The following is a 22,701-nucleotide window of genomic DNA, read 5'->3' on the forward strand; positions in this document are numbered from 1 at the left end:
AACAACCGGTTTTTCTCCCACCAGACGCCCCACCCCCCCCCGCTGTTCGCGCCCAACCCCCCCTGACCCACCTTATAACACCTGGGGGGGCGCCCCCCCCCGGGGTGCCGCCGCCTCACGCACATGCGGGAGACCTCAGACGTTGAAGCCCAACGCCCGCAGCTGCTCGCGGCCGTCGTCCGTGATCTTGTCCGGCCCCCACGGTGGCATCCAGACCCAGTTGATCCGCAGCTCGCCCACGAGACCGTCGGTCGCGGACCTGGCCTGGTCCTCGATGACGTCCGTCAGCGGACACGCCGCCGACGTCAGCGTCATGTCGACGGTGGCGATGTTCGCCGTGTCGTCGATGTGGATGCCGTAGATCAGGCCGAGGTTGACGACGTCGATGCCCAGCTCGGGATCGACGACGTCCATCAGGGCCTCGCGGAGCTCCTCCTCCGAGACCGGCTTCATCTCCACGGTGTCGCTCATGCCGTCTTCCTTTCGGCGTCGGCTCCGCCCAGCGCCTGGGCCGTTGCGTCCTTCCACGCCATCCAGCTGAGGAGGGCGCACTTGACCCGTGCCGGGTACTTGGAGACACCGGCGAACGCGACCGCGTCCTCCAGCACCTCCTCCATGGCGTCGTCGGGCTCGATCCGGCCCTTGGACTGCATCAGCTCCAGGAAGGTCTCCTGGATCTTCTGCGCCTCGGCCAGCTCCTTGCCGACGAGCAGCTCGTTGAGCACGGACGCGCTCGCCTGGCTGATGGAGCAGCCCTGGCCCTCGTACGAGACGTCCTCGATCGTCGAGCCGTCGTACTTCACACGAAGGGTGATCTCGTCACCGCACGTCGGGTTCACGTGGTGCACCTCGGCGTCGCCATCCCTCAGACCACGCCCGTGCGGGTTCTTGTAGTGGTCCAGGATGACTTCCTGGTACATCGAATCCAGCTTCACGGTTTCAGCTCACGCCCTTCAGCCGAAGAAGTTCCGTACGTGCTCCAGGCCCTCGACCAGAGCATCGATCTCGGCCGGCGTGGAGTACAGATAGAACGACGCTCGCGTGGTCGCAGGAATTCCGTACCGCAGGCAGACCGGCCGCGCGCAGTGGTGGCCGACCCGGACCGCGATGCCCTGCTCGTCGAGGACCTGGCCCACGTCGTGCGGGTGGATGTCACCGAGTGTGAAGGAGATGGCGGCGCCCCGGTCCTCGGCCGTCGTCGGGCCGATGATCCGCAGGTCGGGGACCTCGGCCAGCCGCTTCACCGCGTACTCGGTGAGCGCGTGCTCATGGGCGAGGATCCTGTCCATGCCGATCGAGTTGAGGTAGTCGATCGCCGCGCCCAGACCGACCGCCTGTGCGATCGGCGGGGTGCCCGCCTCGAACTTGTGCGGCGCCGGGGCGTACGTCGACGAGTGCATCGACACCGTCTCGATCATCTCGCCGCCGCCGAGGAACGGCGGCAGGTCCTCGAGCAGCTCCTGGCGGCCCCAGAGGACACCGATGCCGGTCGGGCCGCACATCTTGTGGCCGGTGAAGGCCACGAAGTCGGCCTGGAGGGCCTGTACGTCCAGCGGCATGTGCGGGGCGGCCTGGGAGGCGTCGATGCAGACGAGCGCGCCGACCTCCTGGGCGCGGCGCACTATCGCCTCGACAGGGTTGACCGTGCCCAGGATGTTGGAGACCAGAACGAAGGAGACGATCTTCGTCTTCTCCGTGATGATCTCGTCGATGTTGGACAGGTCGAGTCGGCCGTCGTCGGTCAGGCCGAACCACTTCAGCTTCGCGCCCGTGCGCTGCGACAGCAGCTGCCACGGCACGATGTTGGAGTGGTGCTCCATCTCCGTGATGACGATCTCGGTCTCGTGGTCCACCCGGTAGGGCTCGTCGGCCCAACCGAGCATGTTCGCCACGAGGTTGAGCGACTCCGAGGCGTTCTTGGTGAATATCACCTCGTCGCGGCTGGGCGCGTTGATGAACGCGGCGACCTTGTCGCGCGCGCCCTCGTACAGCGCCGTGGCCTCCTCGGCGAGCACATGCACACCGCGGTGGACGTTGGCGTTGTAGCGCTCGTAGTACTCCCCGAGGACGTCCAGCACCTGACGCGGCTTCTGCGAGGTCGCCGCGTTGTCCAGGTACACGAGCTTCTTGCCGTCGTGGACCAGTCGGTCCAGGATGGGGAAGTCCTTGCGGATCGCCTCGGTGTCGAGGAGGCCCGGCAGCTGTGTCACGCGGATACGCCACCCTTCGTGTATGCCTCGTAGCCCTCGTCCTCCAGCTTGTCGGCGAGCTCGGCGCCGCCGGACTCGACGATGCGACCGGCCGAGAAGACGTGGACGTAGTCGGGCTTGATGTAGCGCAGGATGCGCGTGTAGTGCGTGATCAGCAGGGTGCCGACCTCGCCGGTCTCGCGGACACGGTTGACGCCCTCGGAGACGATGCGAAGGGCGTCGACGTCGAGACCGGAGTCCGTCTCGTCGAGGATCGCGATCTTCGGCTTGAGCAGCTCCAGCTGGAGGATCTCGTGGCGCTTCTTCTCACCGCCGGAGAAGCCCTCGTTGACGTTGCGCTCGGCGAAGGCGGGGTCCATGTTGAGGCGCTCCATGGCCTCCTTCACCTCCTTCACCCAGGTGCGCAGCTTGGGGGCCTCGCCGCGGACGGCGGTGGCGGAGGTGCGCAGGAAGTTGGAGACCGAGACGCCGGGGACCTCGACCGGGTACTGCATCGCCAGGAACAGGCCCGCGCGGGCGCGCTCGTCGACGGACATCGCGAGGACGTCCTCGCCGTCGAGGGTGACGGTGCCCTGGGTGACCGTGTACTTGGGGTGACCCGCGAGCGAGTAGGCGAGGGTCGACTTGCCCGAGCCGTTGGGGCCCATGATGGCGTGCGTCTCGCCCTGCTTCACGGTGAGGTCGACGCCCTTGAGGATCTCCTTCGTGGCGTTGTCGGCCTCGACGGTGACGTGCAGGTCTCGGATTTCAAGCGTTGCCATGGGTGCCTCAGGACTCCTGGGTGAGGGAGACGAGCACGTCGTCCCCTTCGATCTTTACGGGGTATACGGGGACGGGGCGCGTCGCGGGAAGACCGGACGGCTTGCCGGTGCGCAGGTCGAAGCTGGAGCCGTGCAGCCAGCACTCGATCTGGCAGTCCTCCACCTCGCCCTCGGAGAGCGAGACGTTCGCGTGGGAGCAGATGTCGTAGATGGCGAACACCTCACCCTCGGTCTTCACGACCGAGACCGGCGTGCCGTCGAGTTCCACCCGCTTCGGGGTGTCGTCCTCCAGCTCGCTCAGCCCACAGGCCCGAATGAAACGGGCACGGTCGAAGGTCGTCATGCGACGGAGGCCTCCAGCTCCTGCTCGATCTTGGCGAGCAGACGCTCCTCGATGTCGTCGACACCGATCTGCTGGACGAGCTCGGCGAAGAAGCCGCGGACCACGAGGCGGCGGGCCTCGTGCTCCGGGATGCCGCGGGCCATCAGGTAGAAGAGCTGCTCGTCGTCGAAGCGGCCGGTGGCGGAGGCGTGTCCGGCGCCGACGATCTCGCCGGTCTCGATCTCCAGGTTCGGCACGGAGTCGACGCGGGCGCCGTCCGTGAGGACAAGGTTGCGGTTCATCTCGTACGTGTCCGTGCCCTCGGCCTTGGCCTCGATGAGCACGTCGCCGATCCACACCGCGTGCGCGTCCTCGCCCTGGAGCGCGCCCTTGTAGGCGACGTTCGACTTGCAGTGCGGGGTGTTGTGGTCGACGAGGAGGCGGTGCTCCTGGTGCTGGCCCGCGTCCGTGAAGTACAGGCCGAACAGCTCGGCCTCGCCGCCGGTGCCTGCGTAGGCGACGCGCGGGTGGAGGCGTACGACGTCGCCGCCGAAGGTGACCACGAACGACTTGAAGGTGGCGTCCCGGCCGATCAGCGCGTTGTGCTGGCCCACGTGCACGGCCTTGTCGTCCCAGTCCTGGACGGAGACGACGGTGAGCTTGGCGCCGTCGCCCAGGAGGTATTCGACGTTCGCGGCGAGCACGGCATCACCGGTGTGGTCGATGACGACGACGGCCTCGGCGAAGGCGCCCAGCTCGATGATCTGGTGGCCGTAGGCGACCCCGCCCTCGCCGCGCACGGCGATGCGGATGGGCTCGGTGAGCACCGTCTCCTTGGGGACGGTGACCACGCCGGCCTGCTCGAACGCCGAGTACGCCTGGGCGGCGACGCGGTCCACCGGGGTGCCGGCCCTGCCGAGGCGCGCGTCGTCGCGGCCGACGGTCTCGACGGTGACGCCCTCGGGGGCCTCGACGGCGACCTTCACGCCCGCGCCGTTCGCGACGGCGGTGCCGTCGTGCAGCCCGCGCAGCCGCTCCAGCGGGGTGAACCGCCACTCCTCCTCGCGGCCGTGGGGGACCGGGAAGTCCGCCACGTCGAAGGACGGGGGCGCGCTCATGCGCGTGGCGACGGTCGACTCGGCGGCCACCGCGATCTGGCCCGCGGTGGTGGAGCCCAACGGTGGGGGTCCCCCCGCTCGAGCGGATTCGAGAGTGGGGGAGTTCTGAGCCTCAGCCATGGCTGTCGGTCTGCTCGCTTTCTTACGTAAGTGGCTTGATGGTCACGGCAGTTGGCGTTTAGCCGACCGCGCCTTCCATCTGGAGCTCGATCAGCCGGTTGAGTTCGAGCGCGTACTCCATGGGCAGTTCCTTGGCGATCGGCTCGACGAAGCCGCGCACGATCATCGCCATCGCCTCGAACTCGGAGAGACCGCGGCTCATCAGGTAGAAGAGCTGGTCCTCGGAGACCTTGGAGACCGTCGCCTCGTGGCCCATGGACACGTCGTCCTCACGGACGTCGACGTACGGGTACGTGTCGGAGCGGGAGATGGTGTCGACGAGCAGCGCGTCGCACAGCACGTTGGACTTCGAGCCGTGGGCACCCTCGCCGATCTCGACCAGACCGCGGTAGGACGTACGGCCGCCACCGCGCGCCACGGACTTCGAGACGATGTTGGACGAGGTGTTCGGCGCCATGTGGACCATCTTGGAGCCGGCGTCCTGGTGCTGGCCCTCGCCCGCGAAGGCGATGGAGAGGGTCTCGCCCTTGGCGTGCTCGCCCATCAGGTAGACGGCCGGGTACTTCATCGTCACCTTGGAGCCGATGTTGCCGTCGATCCACTCCATGGTCGCGCCCTCGTAGGCCACGGCGCGCTTGGTGACCAGGTTGTAGACGTTGTTCGACCAGTTCTGGATGGTCGTGTAGCGGCAGCGGGCGTTCTTCTTGACGATGATCTCGACGACGGCGCTGTGCAGCGAGTCCGACTTGTAGATCGGGGCCGTACAACCCTCGACGTAGTGCACATAGGCACCCTCATCGACGATGATCAGGGTCCGCTCGAACTGGCCCATGTTCTCCGTGTTGATGCGGAAGTAGGCCTGGAGCGGGATCTCGACGTGCACGCCCTTCGGCACGTAGATGAAGGAGCCGCCCGACCACACGGCGGTGTTCAGCGACGCGAACTTGTTGTCACCGGCGGGGATGACCGTGCCGAAGTACTCCTTGAAGAGCTCCGGGTGCTCCTTCAGCGCGGTGTCGGTGTCGAGGAAGATGACGCCCTGCTCCTCCAGGTCCTCGCGGATCTGGTGGTAGACGACCTCCGACTCGTACTGCGCGGCGACACCGGCGACGAGGCGCTGCTTCTCCGCCTCGGGGATGCCGAGCTTGTCGTACGTGTTCCTGATGTCCTCGGGCAGGTCCTCCCAGGACTCCGCCTGCTTCTCCGTGGAGCGCACGAAGTACTTGATGTTGTCGAAGTCGATGCCCGACAGGTCCGAGCCCCAGTTCGGCATGGGCTTCTTCTCGAAGAGCTTCAGACCCTTGAGGCGCAGCTTCGTCATCCACTCCGGCTCCGACTTCTTGCCGGAGATGTCGCGGACGACGTCCTCGTTCAGGCCGCGCTTCGCTGCGGCACCGGCCTCGTCGGAGTCGGCCCAGCCGTATTCGTACGTGCCCAGGCCCTCGAGCTCAGGGTGGGCAGTCTCCGTGGGGAGAGTCATGCGGGGTTCCTCCCGGCCGTGCTTGCAGATGCGTCAGTGGATGTCTTGGGGATGAACGTCGTACAGACGCCGTCGCCGTGGGCGATGGTCGCGAGTCGCTGGACGTGCGTTCCGAGCAGGTCGGCGAAGATCTCCGTCTCCGCCTCGCACAGCTGCGGGAACTGCTCCGCGACGTGCGCGACCGGGCAGTGGTGCTGGCAGAGCTGCTCGCCGACCGGTGCGCTGCGCGCCGTGGCAGCGTATCCGTCGACACTCAGGGCCTTGGCCAGGGCTTCGGCGCGCTTGTCGGGGGTGACACTCTCGACGGCCTTACGGTACGCGCTCGCCTGCGCGGTGATCCGGGCGCGGGCGAAGGCGGCGACCGCCTCCTGGCCGCCCTCCCGCTCGGCGATCCAGCGGAGCGCGTCCGCGGCCAGCTTGTCGTACGACTGGTCGAAGGCGTCGCGGCCGCAGTCGGTGAGCGCGAAGACCTTGGCCGGGCGGCCGCGCGTCCGCGCCCCGTACACCCGCTGCTCGCGTGCCTCCACGACGTCGTCGGCGACGAGCGCGTCCAGATGCCGCCGTACGGCCGCCTGGGTGAGACCCAGCCGCCCGGACAGCTCGGCGACGGTCGACGGCCCGTGGTCCAGGATGGACCGCGCGACCCGGTTGCGCGTGGAGTGATCCGTGCGCAGCCCTGCCGCGAGCTCCTCCTGAGGGGCCCCGGTGGGGGTCTCCCGAGCCTCGTCGACGTTTTTCACAACGCCATTGTTGCGTAATTCCTCAGAGACTGACAAGCCGCGTTCATGACGACCTCTAGTGCGCTGCATCACTTAGGCATACCTAATCCGATCTGCGGAAACGATCTTCTGATCGATCATCCGCAGGCCAAATGGGTGGCGCCGCGCTCCCCCGTCGGGAACACTCCCGACCATGCCCGCACCCCTTCCGACCGGCCCACTTGTCACCCGCGACACCCTCGCGGGCGCGCTGCGCCTGCTGGGCGTCGAGCCCGGCGAGATCCTCCTCGTGCACTCCTCGCTCAGCTCGCTCGGCTGGGTCAACGGAGGCGCCGTCGCGGTCGTCCAGGGCCTGCTGGACGCCCTCGGCCCGGACGGCACACTCGTGGTCCCCACGCAGACCGGAGGCCTCTCCGACCCGGCGCTGTGGAGCAGGCCTCCGGTGCCCGAGGCGTGGTGGGACACGATCCGGGCCACGATGCCCGAGTACGACCCGCTGACCACGCCCACGCGCGGGGTCGGCGTGATCCCGGAGACCGTACGGACCTGGCCGGGCGCCCGGCGCAGCGCACACCCCCAGACCTCGTTCGCGGCACTCGGCCCGCGCGCGGCGGAGGTCGTCGAGGGCCACGCCCCCGACTGCCGGCTCGGCGAGCACAGCCCGCTCGCCCGGCTGGAGCGGCTCGACGCCCGGGTCCTCCTCCTCGGCGCGGGCTACGACGCGTGCACCAGCTTCCATCTCGCCGAGTACCGGATACCGGCCCCACGCGTCCCGGTCGGCCGCCCGGCACCCGGCGGCGGCTGGGAGACCGTGAGCGAAGTGGCCATCACCTCGGAGCGGTTCGACGAGCTCGGCCACGACTTCGAGCGGGACCGGACCGTCGTACGCGGAAAGGTCGGCGCGGCCGACGCACGGCTGTTCCCGGTGGCGGACGCGGTGGCCTACGCGCAGAAGTGGCTGCCGCTGCACCGACCCGGCGACGAGGAGTTCCTGCACCCGCCGGTCTGAGACCCCGTGAGCGTCCCTAGACTCTTGCCCCATGCGAAGTGAGCCCGTGGTCCAGGTCCAGGCCCTGGTGAAGCGGTACGGCACGAAGACCGCGGTGAACGGGCTGGACCTGGTGGCCCAGGCGGGTGTGACCGCCGTACTCGGCCCCAACGGGGCGGGCAAGACGACCACGGTCGAGACCTGCGAGGGGTACCGGAAGCCGGATGCCGGCACGGTGCGCGTCCTGGGCCTCGACCCGGTGGGACAGGCGGCCGAGCTGCGTCCCCGCGTCGGTGTGATGCTGCAGTCCGGCGGCGTCTACTCGGGCGCGCGGGCCGACGAGATGCTGCGTCACGTGGCGAAGCTGCACGCGCACCCGCTCGACGTGGACGCGCTCATGGAGCGGCTCGGCCTCGGCAGCTGCGGCCGTACGGCGTACCGCCGGCTGTCCGGCGGCCAGCAGCAGCGGCTGGCGCTGGCCATGGCCGTGGTCGGGCGCCCCGAGCTGGTGTTCCTGGACGAGCCGACAGCGGGGCTCGACCCGCAGGCCCGCCGGGCCACCTGGGACCTGGTCCGGGACCTGCGCGGCGACGGCGTCTCCGTGATCCTCACCACCCACTACATGGACGAGGCCGAGCAGCTCGCCGACGACGTCGCGATCATCGACGCCGGCAAGGTGATCGCCCAGGGTTCCCCTGAGGAGCTGTGCCGGGGCGGCGCCGAGAACACGCTGCGCTTCACCGGCCGCCCGGGGCTCGACGTCAGCTCCCTGCTCAAGGCGCTCCCGGCCGACTGCACGGCCGCCGAGCTGACCCCGGGCTCCTACCGGGTGGCCGGCAAGGTGGACCCGCAGCTGCTCGCGACGGTCACCTCCTGGTGCGCGCAGCACGGCGTGATGCCGGACCGGATCTCCGTCGAACGGCACACCCTCGAAGACGTCTTCCTCGAGCTGACCGGCAAGGAGCTGCGTTCGTGACCGCGACCACCAGCACGACCACCACGACGGGCGTCTACGCTCCGAAGCCGGGTGCAGCCCCTCTTTTCCGCATGATCACCGCGCAGGCCGCGCTCGAGACGAAGATGCTGCTGCGCAACGGCGAGCAACTGCTGCTGACCGTCGTGATCCCCACGCTGCTGCTGGTGCTCTTCAGCACCGTGGACATCGTGGACACCGGAGCGGGCAAGGCGGTCGACTTCCTCGCCCCCGGCATCCTCGCGCTCGCCGTGATGTCGACGGCGTTCACCGGGCAGGCCATCGGGACGGGCTTCGAGCGGCGCTACGGCGTCCTGAAGCGGCTGGCGTCCTCCCCGCTGCCGCGCTGGGGGCTGATGACTGCCAAGACTGCGTCCGTGCTGGTCACCGAGGTCCTCCAGGTGATCCTGCTGACGGCGATCGCCTTCGCGCTCGGCTGGTCGCCGCACGGCAACCCCGTCGCCGTCCTGCTCCTCCTGGTGCTGGGCACGGCCGCCTTCTCGGGGCTCGGCCTGCTGATAGCGGGCACGCTGAAGGCCGAGGCGACGCTGGCCGCCGCCAACCTGGTCTTCCTGCTGCTGCTCGTCGGCGGCGGCGTGATCGTCCCGCTCGACAAGTTCCCCTCCGGCGCGCAGGAGGTGCTCGGGCTGCTGCCCGTCTCGGCGCTGTCGGACGGCCTGCGTGATGTGCTCCAGCACGGCGCCGGGATGCCCTGGGGCGACCTGGGGATTCTCGGTGTGTGGGCGGTCGTGGGGCTGGCCGCTGCCGGGACGTTCTTCCGCTGGGAGTGAGCGGGACGGGTGACCCTCGTGAAAGCGTGCACAAGCGGCGCCCTACGATGGTGCACGTGCCAAAGCTGACCCGCGCCGACGCCGTTGCGGCCCTGCGCAACCCGCTCGCCTTCATCGCCGCACGCTGGACCCCGCATCCCCGGACGGTCCAGCGGGCGGCACTCGCCGCACTCGTCATGTCGGTGGTCATCGTGGTCACCGGCGGTGCCGTCCGGCTGACCGGCTCGGGCCTCGGCTGCCCGACCTGGCCGACGTGCACCGACGACTCGCTCACGACCACCAGGGCGATGGGCGTCCACGGGGTCATCGAATTCGGCAACCGCATGCTGACGTACGTGCTGTGCGCGGCGGTCGGCTGGGCGATCGTCGCCGCGCGCTCGCAGAAGCCGTGGCGGCGCCATCTCACCCGGCTGGGCTGGGCGCAGTTCTGGGTAGTCATGGGCAACGCGGTGCTCGGCGGCATCGTGGTCCTGGTCGGCCTGAACCCGTACACGGTGGCAGCCCACTTCCTGCTCTCCTGCGCGCTCATCGCCGTCGCCGCGGTGATGTGGCAGCGCACCCGCGAGGGCGACGGGGCGCCCCGGCCGCTGGTCGGCAAGGCGGTGCAGCAACTGGTGTGGTTCCTGGTGGCCGCGGCCGTCCTGCTCATCGCGGTCGGCACGGTGGTGACCGGGGCCGGCCCGCACGCCGGTGACTCCAGCGAGGTCGAGCGGATCCCGATCGACTGGGCGACCGTCACCAAGCTGCACGCCGTGCTCGCCTGGATCGTGATCACGCTGACCTTCGCCCTGTGGTTCGTCCTCAAGGCGGTCAACGCGCCCAAGGGCCCGCTGGACCGGACCCGGGAACTCTTCCTGGTGCTCCTCGCGCAGGGTGTCATCGGCTACGTCCAGTACTTCACGCATCTTCCCGAGGCCCTGGTCGCCGCGCACATGCTCGGCTCGGCCGTGATCTGGATCTGGGTGCTGCGCGTACTGCTGTCGCTGCGCGAGCGTCCCCTGGTCACGGCCGACCTGCCCGGCTCGTCGGCCGAGGCGGTCGTGGGCACGCGCGCGTAGACGCTCAGTTCACGCTCAGGTTCAGTTCACGCTCAGGCCGTCAGCCCAGCCGGTACACCCGCCGCGCGTTGCCCGCCGCGATCAGCCGGGCCACCCGCTGTGCGTCCGTCAGCGACCACGACCCCTCGGCGACCCAGGTGCCCAGCACCCGTCCGAGGGCCTCGCGGAACAGCCGTGCGCCGACGACGTGGAGCTCCGGCAGTCCGTGGGCCCCGCTGGAGAAGAGGATCTTACCGAAGGGGGCCAGCTCCAGGATCTCGGCGAGAACGGTGGCCGCGCGGGCGCCGGTGCGCACGAGCGCGGCGCCCGAGTCGGCGTACACGTGCGGGAAGACGCCGGCGAGATGGGCGGCATGGCGGTGGTACGGGTAGCCGTGCAGCAGGACCAGGTCCGTGCCCATACCGGCGGTGGCCCGGACGAAGTCCGTGAGCAGCACCGGGTCCGTACGGTCGATGCGCGAGCCCGGTTCGCCGAGCCCGGCGTGCAGTTGGAGGGGCAGGCCCGAGGCGACCGCGATCCACAGCAGGTGCCTTAACAGCACCGGGTCGCTCAGCTCGCCGCCGACGCGCCGGCCGGCCAGCCAGCGGCCCGCCGCGCCCCTCACCTCCCCTGGCCCGGGCGGCTCGGGGGCCAGCGCCAGTCCGTGCCGTACGCCCGCCACGGAGGTGAAGGCGACGGCGTTCGAGGCGGCCCCGTGGACCGACTCGGCGAGGTTGGCGAGGAAGGACTCGACGGTGCCGGAGGTGTCGGCGACCTGCTCGGCGAGGAGCTCCAGGCGCACGATCTCGCGGGCCTCGGCCTCGCCGGCCGTGGCCAACTCGGCGGGGCCGGTGAGGTCGCCGGGCAGCCCCGTGTCGACCAGGTAGGTCGTGATGCCACTGCCGCGCAGCAGCCTGCGGCCCGCCTCCAGTACGCCGAGTTCACGACGCCGGGCGAGATAGCGCGCGGGCGGGCAGTGCGGTTCCAGTCCGAGCAGCGGGGGACACCAGCGACGTACGGCGAAGCCCGTCTGGGTGTCGAAGAGCGTGGTGCCGGGGGCGGGCGGTCCCTCGGTCCGGGCGAGCTGGGCCTCGAAGGTGCCAAGGCCCAGCTCCGTTCTCAGTACGCCGTGGCAGTACTGGTCCACGAGGGACGGCGTTTCGATCATCCGGACTCCCCGTGTTTGGCGTCGGCGCTGCACTGCCTTCGCCGGGACTAACGGGTGAGCGGGGTGTCAGGTGGCGGTTCGTAGCGGTACGGGAGGTTGTTCGGCGGCTGACTGTCGTCTGTGGTTGCTCGCGGGTTGCTCGCGCCCACTCGGCGGAGCCGCATATCGATGCAGCCCCGCGCCCCTTCGGGGCGCGCTGCTCACCCCCCGAGCTGGATGCCGGCCATCCTCTTCCACTCGTACGGCCCCGTCGTCACCTTCGCCGCGAACTCGCCGTCGAAGGACTCGTGGACCGTGATGCCGGACTTCTCCACCGCCTTCTCGGCGATGGCGTACGTGGGGGCCACCAGGTCGCCCCAGCCGCCGTCCTCGCCCACGAGCACGATGCGGGCGCCGCGTTCGCCGATGTAGGCCACCTGGCCCTCGGCGCCGCCGTGGGCCTTGGCGAAGGCGTCGATCTGCTTGGTCAGCCGCGCCACCTTGCGCTCGGCCTTCGGGTCAACCTGCTGCGTGTCTGCCATGGTCAGGATGCTACTCACGAGTAGATCCACTGGCGAGAGCAGGGCCCTGTGACCTACGTCAGCGCAGGAAAGGGTCGATCGCGACCGCGACGAAGAGGATCGAGACGTAGGTGATCGACCAGTGGAACAGGCGCATCTCCTTGAGCTTGACGCCCGTCACCTCCGCCTTCGCGCGGCTGTGCAGACCGTGCGCCTCCCACAGCCAGAAGCCGCCGGCAAGCAGCGCGACCAGGGTGTAGAACCAGCCCGTATAGCCCAGCGGGGTCAGCAGCAGGGAGACGGCGACCATCACCCAGCTGTAGATCACGATCTGCCGGGCGACCACCTTGTTGGACGCGATGACCGGGAGCATCGGCACGCCCACGCGCGCGTAGTCCTCCTTGACCTTCATGGACAGCGGCCAGTAGTGCGGCGGCGTCCAGAAGAACATGACGAGGAAGAGGACGATCGGTGCCCAGGACATGGAATTGGTGACCGCGGACCAGCCGATGAGCACCGGCAGACAGCCCGCGATGCCGCCCCAGACGATGTTCTGGGAGGTACGCCGCTTGAGGATCATCGTGTAGACGACGACGTAGAAAAGGAGCGCCCCGAGCGACAGCCAGGCGGACAGCCAGTTGACGGTGAAACCGAACAGCAGCGTCGAGACGACCGCCAGCGTGATGCCGAAGGCGAGGCACTCCCGGGGGCTGACCATGCCGGTGACGAGGGGGCGCTGCGAGGTGCGGTCCATCAGCGCGTCGATGTCGCGGTCGATGTACATGTTCAGCGCGTTGGCGCCGCCCGCGGAGAGATAGCCGCCGACACAGGTGAGGAGCACCAGCTTCAGGTCGGGCACGCCCTGCTGCGCCAGGAACATCACCGGAACGGTGGTGATCAGCAGCAGCTCGATGATCCGCGGCTTGGTCAGCGCCACGAACGCCTTGACCCTGGCCCCGAACGGCCTGCGGCTCGGGCTCTGGCTCGCACCGAGTACACCCGCTGGACGGGATTCGACGGCCGTCACGCACACCCCTGACAGAGACATCCCAGCAAGCCCCCACATGTGAAGTGCGGGTATAAGGCTCGCGCGTACCACGCCACTGTAGACGTTGCCCATACCTCGGTATTCGCGGGGGTGGGGTCGTGTTGGGAGGGCCGACCCGACGTACGCACAAGGGCTCGATTGAGCAGTCGGATGAGCACGTCCGTATTCAGTTGCCGAACGTCGTACAACCCGGTCGGGAGGCGGAACTCCGAGAGTCCCGGCAGTCTGGAATGAGCGGCGAAAACGCACGTACTTACAGGGGTAGGCTCGACAACGGCCGGTGGGCGTCCAGTGCACCGGCATTCGACATGTGGAGAGGAGCCCTGACCCAGGGTGAGCACCAAGCCGACGACCACAGACCTCGAGTGGACCGAGTTGGACCAGCGGGCCGTGGACACCGCCCGCGTCCTGGCCGCCGATGCCGTACAGAAGGTCGGCAACGGCCATCCCGGTACGGCGATGAGCCTGGCGCCGGCCGCCTACACCCTCTTCCAGAAGGTGATGCGGCACGACCCTGCCGATCCCGACTGGGTCGCGCGTGACCGCTTCGTGCTGTCCGCGGGCCACTCGTCCCTGACTCTCTACATCCAGCTCTACTTCGCTGGTTTCGGCCTGGAGTTGGGCGACCTGGAAGCCCTGCGCACCTGGGGCTCGAAGACCCCGGGGCACCCGGAGTACGGGCACACCTCGGGTGTCGAGACGACGACCGGTCCGCTCGGCCAGGGTGTCGCCAACGCGGTGGGCATGGCCATGGCCTCCCGCTACGAGCGCGGGCTGTTCGACCCGGACGCGGCGCAGGGCGAGTCCCCCTTCGACCACTTCATCTACTGCATCGCCGGTGACGGCTGCCTCGAGGAGGGCATCTCCGCGGAGACGTCCTCGCTGGCCGGCCACCAGGAGCTCGGCAACCTGATCCTGCTGTGGGACGACAACCACATCTCGATCGAGGGCGACACCGAGACGGCCATCTCCGAGGACACCGTCAAGCGCTACGAGGCGTACGGCTGGCATGTGCAGCGCGTCTCCCCGAAGCCGGACGGCGACCTGGACCCGCACGCCCTCTACAACGCGATCGAGGCCGCGAAGAAGGTGACGGACAAGCCGTCCTTCATCGCGATGCGCTCGATCATCGGCTGGCCCGCGCCGAACCTGCAGAACAGCCATGCCGCGCACGGCTCCGCGCTGGGCGCGGACGAGGTCGCGGCCACCAAGCGCGTCCTCGGCTTCGACCCGGAGAAGTCCTTCGAGGTGGCCGACGAGGTCATCACCCACACCCGCCAAGTGCTGGAGCGCGGCAGCCAGGCCAAGGCCGAGTGGGAGAAGCAGTTCGAGGAGTGGCGCGCGGGCAACGCCGAGCGCGCGATCGAGTTCGACCGCATCAGCCAGGGCGAGCTGCCGGCCGGCTGGGCCGAGGGGCTTCCGGTCTTCGAGGCCGGCAAGAGCCTCGCGACGCGTGCCGCCTCCGGGAAGACGCTCCAGGCCCTGGGCGCGATCATCCCCGAGCTGTGGGGCGGTTCGGCCGACCTGGCCGGTTCCAACAACACCACGTTCGACGCGAACAGCTCGTTCCTTCCGGCCGACAACCCGCTGCCGGAGGCGAACCCGTACGGCCGCACGATCCACTTCGGTATCCGCGAGTTCTCCATGGCCGCGGAGATGAACGGCATCACCCTGCACGGCGGCACCCGGGTCTACGGCGGCACGTTCCTGGTGTTCTCCGACTACATGCGCAACGCCGTACGGCTGTCGGCCCTGATGCACCTTCCGGTGACGTACGTGTGGACGCACGACTCCATCGGCCTCGGTGAGGACGGCCCGACGCACCAGCCGGTCGAGCACCTGGCGTCGCTGCGCGCGATCCCCGGTCTGAACGTGGTCCGTCCGGCCGACGCCAACGAGACCGTCATCGCCTGGCGCGAGATCCTGGGGCGCTACACCAAGGAGTTCGGCAAGGGCGCCCCGCACGGCCTCGCGCTGACCCGTCAGGGCGTGCCGACGTACGAGCCCAACTCGGATGCCGCGCGCGGCGGTTACGTGATGTTCGAGGCCGAAGGGGCCGACGGGCAGAGCACGGAGCCGCAGGTCATTCTCATCGCGACCGGTTCCGAGGTGCACGTCGCCGTGGAGGCGCGCGAGCAGCTGCAGGCCGAGGGTGTGCCGACGCGGGTCGTGTCCATGCCGTCCGTGGAGTGGTTCGAGGAGCAGGACCAGGGGTACCGGGACAGCGTCCTGCCGCCGCAGGTGAAGGCGCGGGTCGCTGTGGAGGCCGGTATCGGTCTCACCTGGTACCGGTACGTGGGAGACGCCGGTCGCATCGTTTCCCTGGAGCACTTCGGCGCTTCCGCCGACGGCAAGGTGCTCTTCCGGGAGTTCGGCTTCACCGCCGAGAACGTGGCCGCCAAGGCGCGGGAATCCATCGCCGCCGCCCAGCGCTGACGCTCATATACGACACGTAGGAGATGCAATTTCCATGACAGACGCACTGAAGCGCCTCTCCGAGGAAGGCGTCGCGATCTGGCTGGACGACCTGTCGCGCAAGCGGATCACGTCCGGCAACCTGGCCGAGCTGATCGACCAGCAGCACGTCGTGGGCGTCACCACCAACCCGACGATCTTCCAGAAGGCGATCAGCAGCGGCGACGGCTACGAGCAGCAGCTCGCCGACCTCGCCGCCCGCAAGGTCACCGTGGACGAGGCCGTCCGCATGATCACCACGGCTGACGTCCGCGACGCCGCCGACATCCTCCGCCCCGTGTTCGACGCGACCGACGGCCAGGACGGTCGGGTATCGATCGAGGTCGACCCGCGTCTGGCGCACAACACGAAAGCGACGATCGCGGAGGCCAAGCAGCTGGCCTGGCTGGTCGACCGCCCGAACACGCTCATCAAGATCCCGGCCACCAAGGCGGGTCTGCCGGCGATCACCGAGGTCATCGGCCGCGGCATCAGCGTCAACGTGACGCTGATCTTCTCGCTGGAGCGCTACCGCGAGGTCATGGACGCCTACCTGGCCGGTCTGGAGAAGGCCAAGGAGCGCGGCCTGGACCTGTCGCTGATCCGTTCGGTGGCGTCGTTCTTCGTGTCCCGTGTGGACACCGAGATCGACAAGCGGCTCGACGCGCTGGGCACCGCCGAGGCCAAGGCGGCCCGCGGCAAGGCCGCCGTCGCCAACGCCCGGCTCGCCTACCAGGCGTACGAGGAGGTCTTCTCCTCCGACCGCTGGAGCGCGCTGGAGAAGGCGGGCGCCCGCAAGCAGCGTCCGCTGTGGGCCTCGACGGGTGTGAAGGACCCGGCGTACAAGCCCACCCTGTATGTCGACGACCTGGTGGCGCCGAACACGGTGAACACCATGCCGGAGGCCACCCTTCAGGCCACCGAGGAGCACGGCGAGATCACCGGCAACTCCATCGCCGGCACGTACGAGCAGGCCCGCGCCGACCTCGACGCGGTCGAGAAGCTCGGGATCTCGTACGACGACGTGGTCCAGGTCCTGGAGGACGAGGGCGTCGAGAAGTTCGCGGCGTCCTGGAACGACCTGCTGAAGTCGACCGAGGCGGTCCTCGAGCGCCTCACGCCCTCGGAGGGCTGACATCTTGTCAAGCAGCAACCCGCTGCGTGACCCCGCAGACCGACGGCTCCCGCGTATCGCGGGGCCGTCGGGTCTGGTGATTTTCGGCGTCACGGGCGATTTGTCACGTAAAAAGCTGATGCCCGCCGTGTACGACCTCGCCAACCGTGGTCTGCTTCCGCCGGGTTTCTCGCTGGTGGGCTTCGCCCGCCGCGAGTGGCAGAACGAGGACTTCGCGCAGGAGGTCCACGACGCCGTCAAGGAACACGCTCGTACGCCGTTCCGTGAGGAGGTCTGGCAGCAGCTCATCCAGGGGATGCGCTTCGTCCAGGGCACCTTCGACGACGACGACGCGTTCGAACGGCTGCGCTCGACCATCGAGGAGCTGGACAAGGCCCAGGGGACGGGCGGCAACTTCGCCTTCTACCTGTCGGTGCCGCCGCGCTCCTTCCCTGTGGTCATCCAGCAGCTGAAGAAGCACGGCCTGGCCGACCAGGAGGGCGGCTCCTGGCGGCGCGCCGTCATCGAGAAGCCGTTCGGCCACGACCTGAAGTCGGCCGAGGAGCTCAACAAGGTCGTGCACGAGGTGTTCGAGCCGGACCAGGTGTTCCGGATCGACCACTACCTCGGCAAGGAGACCGTCCAGAACATCCTGGCGCTGCGCTTCGCCAACACGATGTTCGAGCCGATCTGGAACCGGTCCTTCGTGGACCACGTGCAGATCACCATGGCCGAGGACATCGGCATCGGCGGCCGCGCCGGCTACTACGACGGCATCGGCGCCGCCCGTGACGTCATCCAGAACCACCTGCTCCAGCTCATGGCCCTGACCGCCATGGAGGAGCCCGCCTCCTTCGACGCGGACGCGCTGGCCGCCGAGAAGACCAAGGTGCTCGGTGCGGTACGGGTGCCGAAGGACCTGGGCCACAACTCGGTCCGCGGGCAGTACGCGGCGGGCTGGCAGGGCGGCGAGAAGGTCATCGGCTATCTGCAGGAAGACGGCATCGACCCCAAGTCGAAGACCGACACCTACGCCGCGATCAAGGTCGAGATCGACAACCGCCGCTGGGCGGGCGTCCCCTTCTACCTGCGCACCGGCAAGCGCCTCGGCCGCCGCGTCACCGAGATCGCGGTGGTCTTCCAGCGCGCCCCGCACTCCCCCTTCGACCACACGGCGACGGAGGAGCTGGGCCAGAACGCGGTCGTCATCCGCGTCCAGCCCGACGAGGGCATCACGGTCCGCTTCGGCTCCAAGGTGCCGGGCACGTCGATGGAGATCCGGGATGTGTCCATGGACTTCGCGTACGGCGAGTCGTTCACGGAGTCGAGCCCGGAGGCGTACGAGCGGCTGATCCTGGACGTGCTGCTAGGCGACGCCAACCTCTTCCCGCGCACGGAGGAGGTCGAGCTGTCCTGGAAGATCCTCGACCCGATCGAGCAGTACTGGGACAAGCACGGCAAGCCCGCGCAGTACCCGTCGGGCACGTGGGGCCCCGCGGAGGCCGACGAGATGCTCGCACGAGACGGACGGAGCTGGCGTCGGCCATGAAGATCGACCTCACGGACACGACGGCCGGCAAGGTCAACAAGGCGCTGGTGCAGGGGCGCCGTGCGATCGGCACGCCCGCCGTGGGCATGGTGCTGACCCTGGTCATCGTCACGGACGAGGAGAACGCGTACGACGCCCTGAAGGCCGCGGGCGACGCGTCGCGGGAGCACCCCTCGCGCACGCTCGTGGTCATCAAGCGCGTCTCCCGCACCCCCCGCGACCGCACGTCCTCGCGCCTGGACGCCGAGGTGCGGGTGGGCGCGGAGGCGGGCACCGGCGAGACGGTGGTGCTGCGTCTTTACGGCGAGGTCGTCGACCACGCCGACTCGGTCGTCCTGCCGCTGCTGCTGCCGGATGCGCCCGTCGTCGTGTGGTGGCCGGTGAACGCGCCGCTCGACCCGGCCAAGGACCCGCTGGGTGCCCTCGCCCAGCGCCGGGTCACCGACACCTACGCCGCCGAGCAGCCGGTGCGGGAGCTGTCCGCCCGCGCCGACGCCTACACGCCCGGCGACACGGACCTCTCCTGGACGCGCATCACGCCCTGGCGCTCGATGCTGGCGGCGGCCCTCGACCAGGTCACCTGCGACGTCAAGGCCGTCGAGGTGGAGGGCGAGGAGTTCAACCCGAGCTGCGAGCTGCTGGCGATGTGGCTCGCGGACCGGCTGGACGTGCCCGTCAAGCGCGCGCTGTCGTCCGGACCCGGCCTGACCGCGGTGCGTCTGGACACCGACTGCGGCGCGATCGCGCTGGACCGCGCGGACGGCTCACTGGCCACCCTGTCCATCCAGGGCCAGCCGGACCGCGCGGTGGCGCTCAAGCGCCGTGAGACGGCCGAGCTGATCGCGGAGGAGCTGCGGCGGCTCGACCCGGACGACACGTACGCGTCGGCGCTGCGCTACGGCGTGGACCGGCTGCACGCCTCGTCCACGGCGGCGCAACAGGTCGAGGCCCAGGTGGCGGAACCCGCGAAGAAGGCCGCCGCCAAGCGGGCCCCCGCGAAGAAGGCGGCGGCGAAGTGAGCACCCCGCAGCTGGTCGTGCACCACGACAAGGAGCTGATGGCGCAGGCCGCGGCGGCTCGGCTGATCACCAAGGTCGTGGACGCGCAGTCCTCGCGCGGCTTCGCGTCGGTGGTCCTCACCGGCGGCCGCAACGGCAACGGCCTGCTGGCCGCGCTGGCGGCGGCCCCGGCCCGGGACGCCATCGACTGGGGCCGGCTCGACCTCTGGTGGGGCGACGAGCGGTTCCTCCCCGAGGGCGACCCGGAGCGCAACGTCACCCAGGCCCGCGAGGCCCTGCTGGACGCCGTACCGCTGGATCCGAAGCGCGTGCATGCCATGCCCGCGTCGGACGGTCCCTACGGCGCCGATGCGGACGCGGCCGCGGCCGCCTACGCGGAGGAGCTGGCCCTGGCCGCCGGGCCCGAGAACCACGGTTCCGTGCCGACCTTCGACGTCCTGATGCTGGGCGTCGGCCCGGACACGCACGTGGCCTCGCTCTTCCCCGAGCTGCCCGGCGTCCGGGAGACGGAGCGCACGGTGGTCGGTGTGCACGGCGCACCCAAGCCGCCGCCGACCCGGGTCTCCCTCACCCTGCCGGCGATCCGGGCGGCCCGTGAGGTGTGGCTCCTGGCGGCCGGCGAGGACAAGGCCCAGGCCGCGGCCATCGCCCTCTCGGGCGCGGGCGAGATCCAGGCGCCGGCGGCGGGCGCGTACGGCCGGCAACGCACCCTGTGGCTCCTGGACGCGGCGGCGGCCTCGCAGCTGCCGCGGTCGCTGTATCCACCGGCTTCGCCGTGACGGCGTGACGCTGTGACGCGGAGGGCGGCGGCGTGTGCACCCCGCCGCCCTCCGTCGTTCAGAACGGCTGCTTCTGCCACCGCTCAGGGTCGGCCGCGATCTCGCCCACGAGCAAGCGGAACATTTCCGGGTCGAACAGCGCGGCCTGCATTCTGTACCCCAGTTGCACGCCGTTGATCTCGGCGGTGGGCGTGCCCGGGACCTCGGCGCGTTCGTAGGCGTCCTCGGACGCGCTGACGAAGTCGCGGTACTTCATCGTCCTGACGGCGGAGTCGAAGGCGGGTGAGCGCAACCCGTCGACCTCACGGGCGAGTTCGAGGAGGCGGGCGGTGGTGAATCCGTCGACGGACTCCTCCGGCTGGTTCGCGTAGAGCACGTGGTGGTACTCGGCGAACTTTCCGGCGTCCAGCGCGGCCCGCAGTGCGTTGACCGCTTTCTTCGAGCCGCTGCCGCCGAGCCGGTCGTCCAGGAAAGAGGCGAAGGTGTACTCCGTCCTGGTCTGCCCCTGCATCATCGTCCCCTGCACGGACAGTCCGCCACCGGTGGACTCGAATTGCTCACAGACAGGGCACCGCGGATCCTCGTACAGATGCACGACCACCGGCGCGGACTGATCGCCCACGACGATGGTCGTGCCGTCGTTGCCCAGCTTCTCGGGCAGTTCCTCAAGGCTGTCGTAGGTAGCCGCAGCCTTCGTGTCCTTCTTGGTATCCCCCTTTGCCGCAGCCGTCCGGCTGCCGCACCCCGTGAGTGCCACAGCCGACACGGCCACCGTCGCCGCCACGACAGCGACGAACCCCCCACGCACCTTGCGCACGCCTGTCCTCCCCTGATTCCCCTGAATCAGTGAAGCCACAGGGTACGGTCACTGCCGTCCGCGCAGCTCCCGGTATTTCGCGACCAGGGCCTTGGTGGACGCATCCAGACCCTCGACCTCCGCGCCCTCCGTGAGGGCCGGCTCGACGCGCTTGGCGAGGACCTTGCCGAGTTCGACACCCCACTGGTCGAAGGAGTCGATGTTCCACACCGCGCCCTGCACGAACACCTTGTGCTCGTAGAGCGCGACGAGCTGGCCCAGCACGGACGGGGTCAGCGCGCGGGCGAGGATCGTGGTCGTCGGCCGGTTGCCCTCGAACGTCTTGTGCGCCACCAGCTCCTCCGGCACACCCTCCGCGCGCACCTCGTCGGCGGTCTTGCCGAAGCCCAGCGCCTGGGTCTGGGCGAAGAAGTTGGCCATCAACAGGTCGTGCTGGGCGATCAGGCCCGGCTGGAGGTCGGCGACGGGCCGCGCGAACCCGATGAAGTCGGCCGGGATCAACTTGGTGCCCTGGTGGATCAGTTGGTAGTACGCGTGCTGCCCGTTGGTGCCGGGCGTGCCCCAGACGACGGGGCCGGTCTGCCAGTCCACCTCTTGCCCGTCCCGCGCCACGTGCTTGCCGTTGGACTCCATGTCCAGCTGCTGCAGGTAGGCGGTGAACTTGGACAGGTAGTGCGAGTACGGCAGCACCGCGTGCGACTGGGCGTCGTGGAAGTTGTCGTACCAGATGCCCAGCAGGCCCAGCAGAAGCGGCACGTTGGACTCGGGAGGCGCGGTCCTGAAGTGCTCGTCGACGAGGCGGAAGCCGTCGAGCATCTCCCGGAAGCGGTCCGGGCCGATGGCGATCATCAGGGACAGACCGATCGCCGAGTCGTAGGAGTAGCGGCCGCCGACCCAGTCCCAGAACTCGAACATGTTGACCGTGTCGATGCCGAACTCGGCGACCTTCTCGGCGTTCGTCGACAGGGCCACGAAGTGCTTGGCGACGGCGTCCTGACCGGCCTTCAGCTCAGTGAGCAGCCAGTCGCGTGCGGAGGTCGCGTTGGTGATCGTCTCGATCGTGGTGAAGGTCTTCGAGGCGATCACGAACAGCGTCTCGGCCGCGTCCAGGTCACGGGTGGCCTCGTGCAGGTCGGCGCCGTCCACGTTCGACACGAAGCGGACCGTGAGGTCGCGGTCGGTGAAGCTGCGCAGCACCTCGTACGCCATCGCCGGGCCCAGATCGGAGCCGCCGATGCCGACGTTGATCACGTTCTTGATGCGCTTGCCAGTGTGCCCGGTCCAGGCGCCGGAGCGGACCCGCTCGGCGAAGTCCGCCATCTTGTCGAGTACGGCGTGCACGGCCGGGACGACGTTCTCGCCGTCGACCTCGATCACCGCGTCCCGCGGGGCGCGCAGCGCGGTGTGCAGCACGGCCCGGTCCTCGGTCGTGTTGATCTTCTCGCCGCGGAACATGGCGTCCCGCAGGCCGAAGACGTCGGTGGCGGCGGCCAACTCACGCAGCAGCCGCAGCGTCTCGTCGGTGACCAGGTGCTTCGAGTAGTCGACGTGCAAGTCACCGACCTGGAGCGTGTAGCCCGCGCCGCGCGCCGGATCGGCGGCGAACAGGTCCCTCAGATGGGTGCCGGCGAGTTCCTCGCGGTGCTTGGCCAGTGCGGTCCACTCGGGCGTCTGATTGAGCCTGGTACGGCCGTCTGCGTTCATATCCGACTTCAGCCTTCTTTCCTGCCTGTC

22 protein-coding genes are annotated in these 22,701 nt (G+C 69.3%); 9 read left to right on the forward strand and 13 right to left on the reverse strand.

Annotated elements, in window-relative coordinates; translation table 11 throughout:
• Positions 1 to 135 precede the first annotated feature (135 nt).
• Genes ACFYXB_RS11080 through ACFYXB_RS11115 form a run of 8 tightly spaced genes read right to left on the reverse strand, consistent with a single transcriptional unit; the run spans position 136 to position 6,751 of the window.
• Positions 136 to 471: a metal-sulfur cluster assembly factor gene (locus tag ACFYXB_RS11080; RefSeq protein ID WP_351346848.1), complete on the reverse strand. Its 336-nt coding sequence runs from the start codon at positions 469 to 471 to the stop codon at positions 136 to 138.
• The gene (gene sufU / locus ACFYXB_RS11085) at positions 468 to 935 is read right to left on the reverse strand and encodes a Fe-S cluster assembly sulfur transfer protein SufU (RefSeq protein ID WP_351346850.1); all 468 of its coding nucleotides are present in this window, start codon (positions 933 to 935) and stop codon (positions 468 to 470) included. Before sufU ends, ACFYXB_RS11080 begins: the two co-directional genes overlap by 4 nt.
• Before the next feature lie 18 nt (positions 936 to 953).
• Positions 954 to 2,210: a cysteine desulfurase gene (locus ACFYXB_RS11090; RefSeq protein ID WP_389580291.1), complete on the reverse strand. Its 1,257-nt coding sequence runs from the start codon at positions 2,208 to 2,210 to the stop codon at positions 954 to 956.
• Entirely contained in the window at positions 2,207 to 2,971 is a 765-nt protein-coding gene (gene sufC, locus ACFYXB_RS11095) for a Fe-S cluster assembly ATPase SufC (protein WP_351346854.1), read from the reverse strand. The genes ACFYXB_RS11090 and sufC overlap by 4 nt, the downstream gene beginning before the upstream one ends.
• Before the next feature lie 7 nt (positions 2,972 to 2,978).
• Positions 2,979 to 3,314, reverse strand: coding sequence for a non-heme iron oxygenase ferredoxin subunit (locus tag ACFYXB_RS11100; RefSeq protein ID WP_351346856.1), 336 nt, complete (start codon positions 3,312 to 3,314; stop codon positions 2,979 to 2,981).
• Positions 3,311 to 4,531, reverse strand: coding sequence for a Fe-S cluster assembly protein SufD (gene sufD, locus ACFYXB_RS11105; RefSeq protein ID WP_351346858.1), 1,221 nt, complete (start codon positions 4,529 to 4,531; stop codon positions 3,311 to 3,313). The genes ACFYXB_RS11100 and sufD overlap by 4 nt, the downstream gene beginning before the upstream one ends.
• A 58-nt stretch (positions 4,532 to 4,589) precedes the next feature.
• Positions 4,590 to 6,011 carry a Fe-S cluster assembly protein SufB gene (gene sufB / locus ACFYXB_RS11110; RefSeq protein WP_351346860.1) on the reverse strand — a complete coding sequence of 474 codons (1,422 nt, stop codon included), beginning with the start codon at positions 6,009 to 6,011 and terminating at the stop codon, positions 4,590 to 4,592.
• On the reverse strand, positions 6,008 to 6,751 hold the full coding sequence (locus tag ACFYXB_RS11115; protein ID WP_389580296.1) for a helix-turn-helix transcriptional regulator: 744 nt from the start codon (positions 6,749 to 6,751) through the stop codon (positions 6,008 to 6,010). The genes sufB and ACFYXB_RS11115 overlap by 4 nt, the downstream gene beginning before the upstream one ends.
• A gap of 172 nt (positions 6,752 to 6,923) precedes the next feature.
• Between ACFYXB_RS11115 and ACFYXB_RS11120 the strand changes: the two genes are divergently transcribed.
• From ACFYXB_RS11120 to ACFYXB_RS11135, 4 genes are all read left to right on the forward strand, one after another.
• Positions 6,924 to 7,739, forward strand: a complete 816-nt coding sequence (locus ACFYXB_RS11120) for an aminoglycoside N(3)-acetyltransferase (RefSeq protein ID WP_389580299.1) — start codon at positions 6,924 to 6,926, stop codon at positions 7,737 to 7,739.
• Between the two features lie 31 nt (positions 7,740 to 7,770).
• Entirely contained in the window at positions 7,771 to 8,694 is a 924-nt protein-coding gene (locus ACFYXB_RS11125; RefSeq protein ID WP_389580302.1) for an ABC transporter ATP-binding protein, read from the forward strand.
• A 71-nt stretch (positions 8,695 to 8,765) separates the two neighbouring features.
• The gene (locus tag ACFYXB_RS11130) at positions 8,766 to 9,482 is read left to right on the forward strand and encodes an ABC transporter permease (RefSeq protein WP_389580917.1); all 717 of its coding nucleotides are present in this window, start codon (positions 8,766 to 8,768) and stop codon (positions 9,480 to 9,482) included.
• Positions 9,483 to 9,529: 47 nt separating this feature from the next.
• Positions 9,530 to 10,540 carry a heme A synthase gene (locus ACFYXB_RS11135; RefSeq protein ID WP_389580304.1) on the forward strand — a complete coding sequence of 337 codons (1,011 nt, stop codon included), beginning with the start codon at positions 9,530 to 9,532 and terminating at the stop codon, positions 10,538 to 10,540.
• Positions 10,541 to 10,580: 40 nt separating this feature from the next.
• Here the strand turns inward: ACFYXB_RS11135 and ACFYXB_RS11140 are convergent, their stop codons facing one another.
• The 3 genes from ACFYXB_RS11140 to ACFYXB_RS11150 form a co-directional block, all read right to left on the reverse strand.
• Positions 10,581 to 11,687: an amidohydrolase family protein gene (locus ACFYXB_RS11140; RefSeq protein WP_389580307.1), complete on the reverse strand. Its 1,107-nt coding sequence runs from the start codon at positions 11,685 to 11,687 to the stop codon at positions 10,581 to 10,583.
• A 200-nt stretch (positions 11,688 to 11,887) separates the two neighbouring features.
• The gene (locus ACFYXB_RS11145) at positions 11,888 to 12,208 is read right to left on the reverse strand and encodes a hypothetical protein (protein ID WP_351346871.1); all 321 of its coding nucleotides are present in this window, start codon (positions 12,206 to 12,208) and stop codon (positions 11,888 to 11,890) included.
• A 58-nt stretch (positions 12,209 to 12,266) separates the two neighbouring features.
• On the reverse strand, positions 12,267 to 13,220 hold the full coding sequence (locus ACFYXB_RS11150; RefSeq protein WP_351347062.1) for a heme o synthase: 954 nt from the start codon (positions 13,218 to 13,220) through the stop codon (positions 12,267 to 12,269).
• A gap of 348 nt (positions 13,221 to 13,568) precedes the next feature.
• On the opposite strand from ACFYXB_RS11150, the gene tkt reads away from it, so the two are divergent.
• From tkt to pgl, 5 genes are read left to right on the forward strand one after another with little or no spacing between them, the layout of a single operon-like run.
• The gene (gene tkt / locus ACFYXB_RS11155) at positions 13,569 to 15,671 is read left to right on the forward strand and encodes a transketolase (protein WP_389580310.1); all 2,103 of its coding nucleotides are present in this window, start codon (positions 13,569 to 13,571) and stop codon (positions 15,669 to 15,671) included.
• A 34-nt stretch (positions 15,672 to 15,705) separates the two neighbouring features.
• Complete coding sequence (gene tal, locus ACFYXB_RS11160) at positions 15,706 to 16,824, forward strand: transaldolase (RefSeq protein ID WP_351346875.1); 1,119 nt, start codon at positions 15,706 to 15,708, stop codon at positions 16,822 to 16,824.
• 4 nt (positions 16,825 to 16,828) lie between these two features.
• Positions 16,829 to 18,352, forward strand: coding sequence for a glucose-6-phosphate dehydrogenase (gene zwf, locus ACFYXB_RS11165; RefSeq protein ID WP_351346877.1), 1,524 nt, complete (start codon positions 16,829 to 16,831; stop codon positions 18,350 to 18,352).
• Positions 18,349 to 19,371: a glucose-6-phosphate dehydrogenase assembly protein OpcA gene (opcA, locus tag ACFYXB_RS11170; RefSeq protein WP_389580315.1), complete on the forward strand. Its 1,023-nt coding sequence runs from the start codon at positions 18,349 to 18,351 to the stop codon at positions 19,369 to 19,371. Before zwf ends, opcA begins: the two co-directional genes overlap by 4 nt.
• Positions 19,368 to 20,150 (forward strand): 6-phosphogluconolactonase, encoded by a 783-nt coding sequence (gene pgl, locus ACFYXB_RS11175; RefSeq protein ID WP_351346880.1) that lies wholly within the window; start codon positions 19,368 to 19,370, stop codon positions 20,148 to 20,150. Before opcA ends, pgl begins: the two co-directional genes overlap by 4 nt.
• A gap of 58 nt (positions 20,151 to 20,208) precedes the next feature.
• Here the strand turns inward: pgl and ACFYXB_RS11180 are convergent, their stop codons facing one another.
• A complete protein-coding gene (locus ACFYXB_RS11180) occupies positions 20,209 to 20,967 on the reverse strand; it encodes a thioredoxin domain-containing protein (RefSeq protein ID WP_389580318.1) in 759 nt (252 codons plus the stop codon).
• A gap of 48 nt (positions 20,968 to 21,015) precedes the next feature.
• Positions 21,016 to 22,671, reverse strand: a complete 1,656-nt coding sequence (gene pgi, locus ACFYXB_RS11185) for a glucose-6-phosphate isomerase (protein ID WP_389580321.1) — start codon at positions 22,669 to 22,671, stop codon at positions 21,016 to 21,018.
• Positions 22,672 to 22,701: the final 30 nt, after the last annotated feature.

This window comes from Streptomyces sp. NPDC002619 (assembly GCF_042889305.1).
GTDB lineage: Bacteria > Actinomycetota > Actinomycetes > Streptomycetales > Streptomycetaceae > Streptomyces.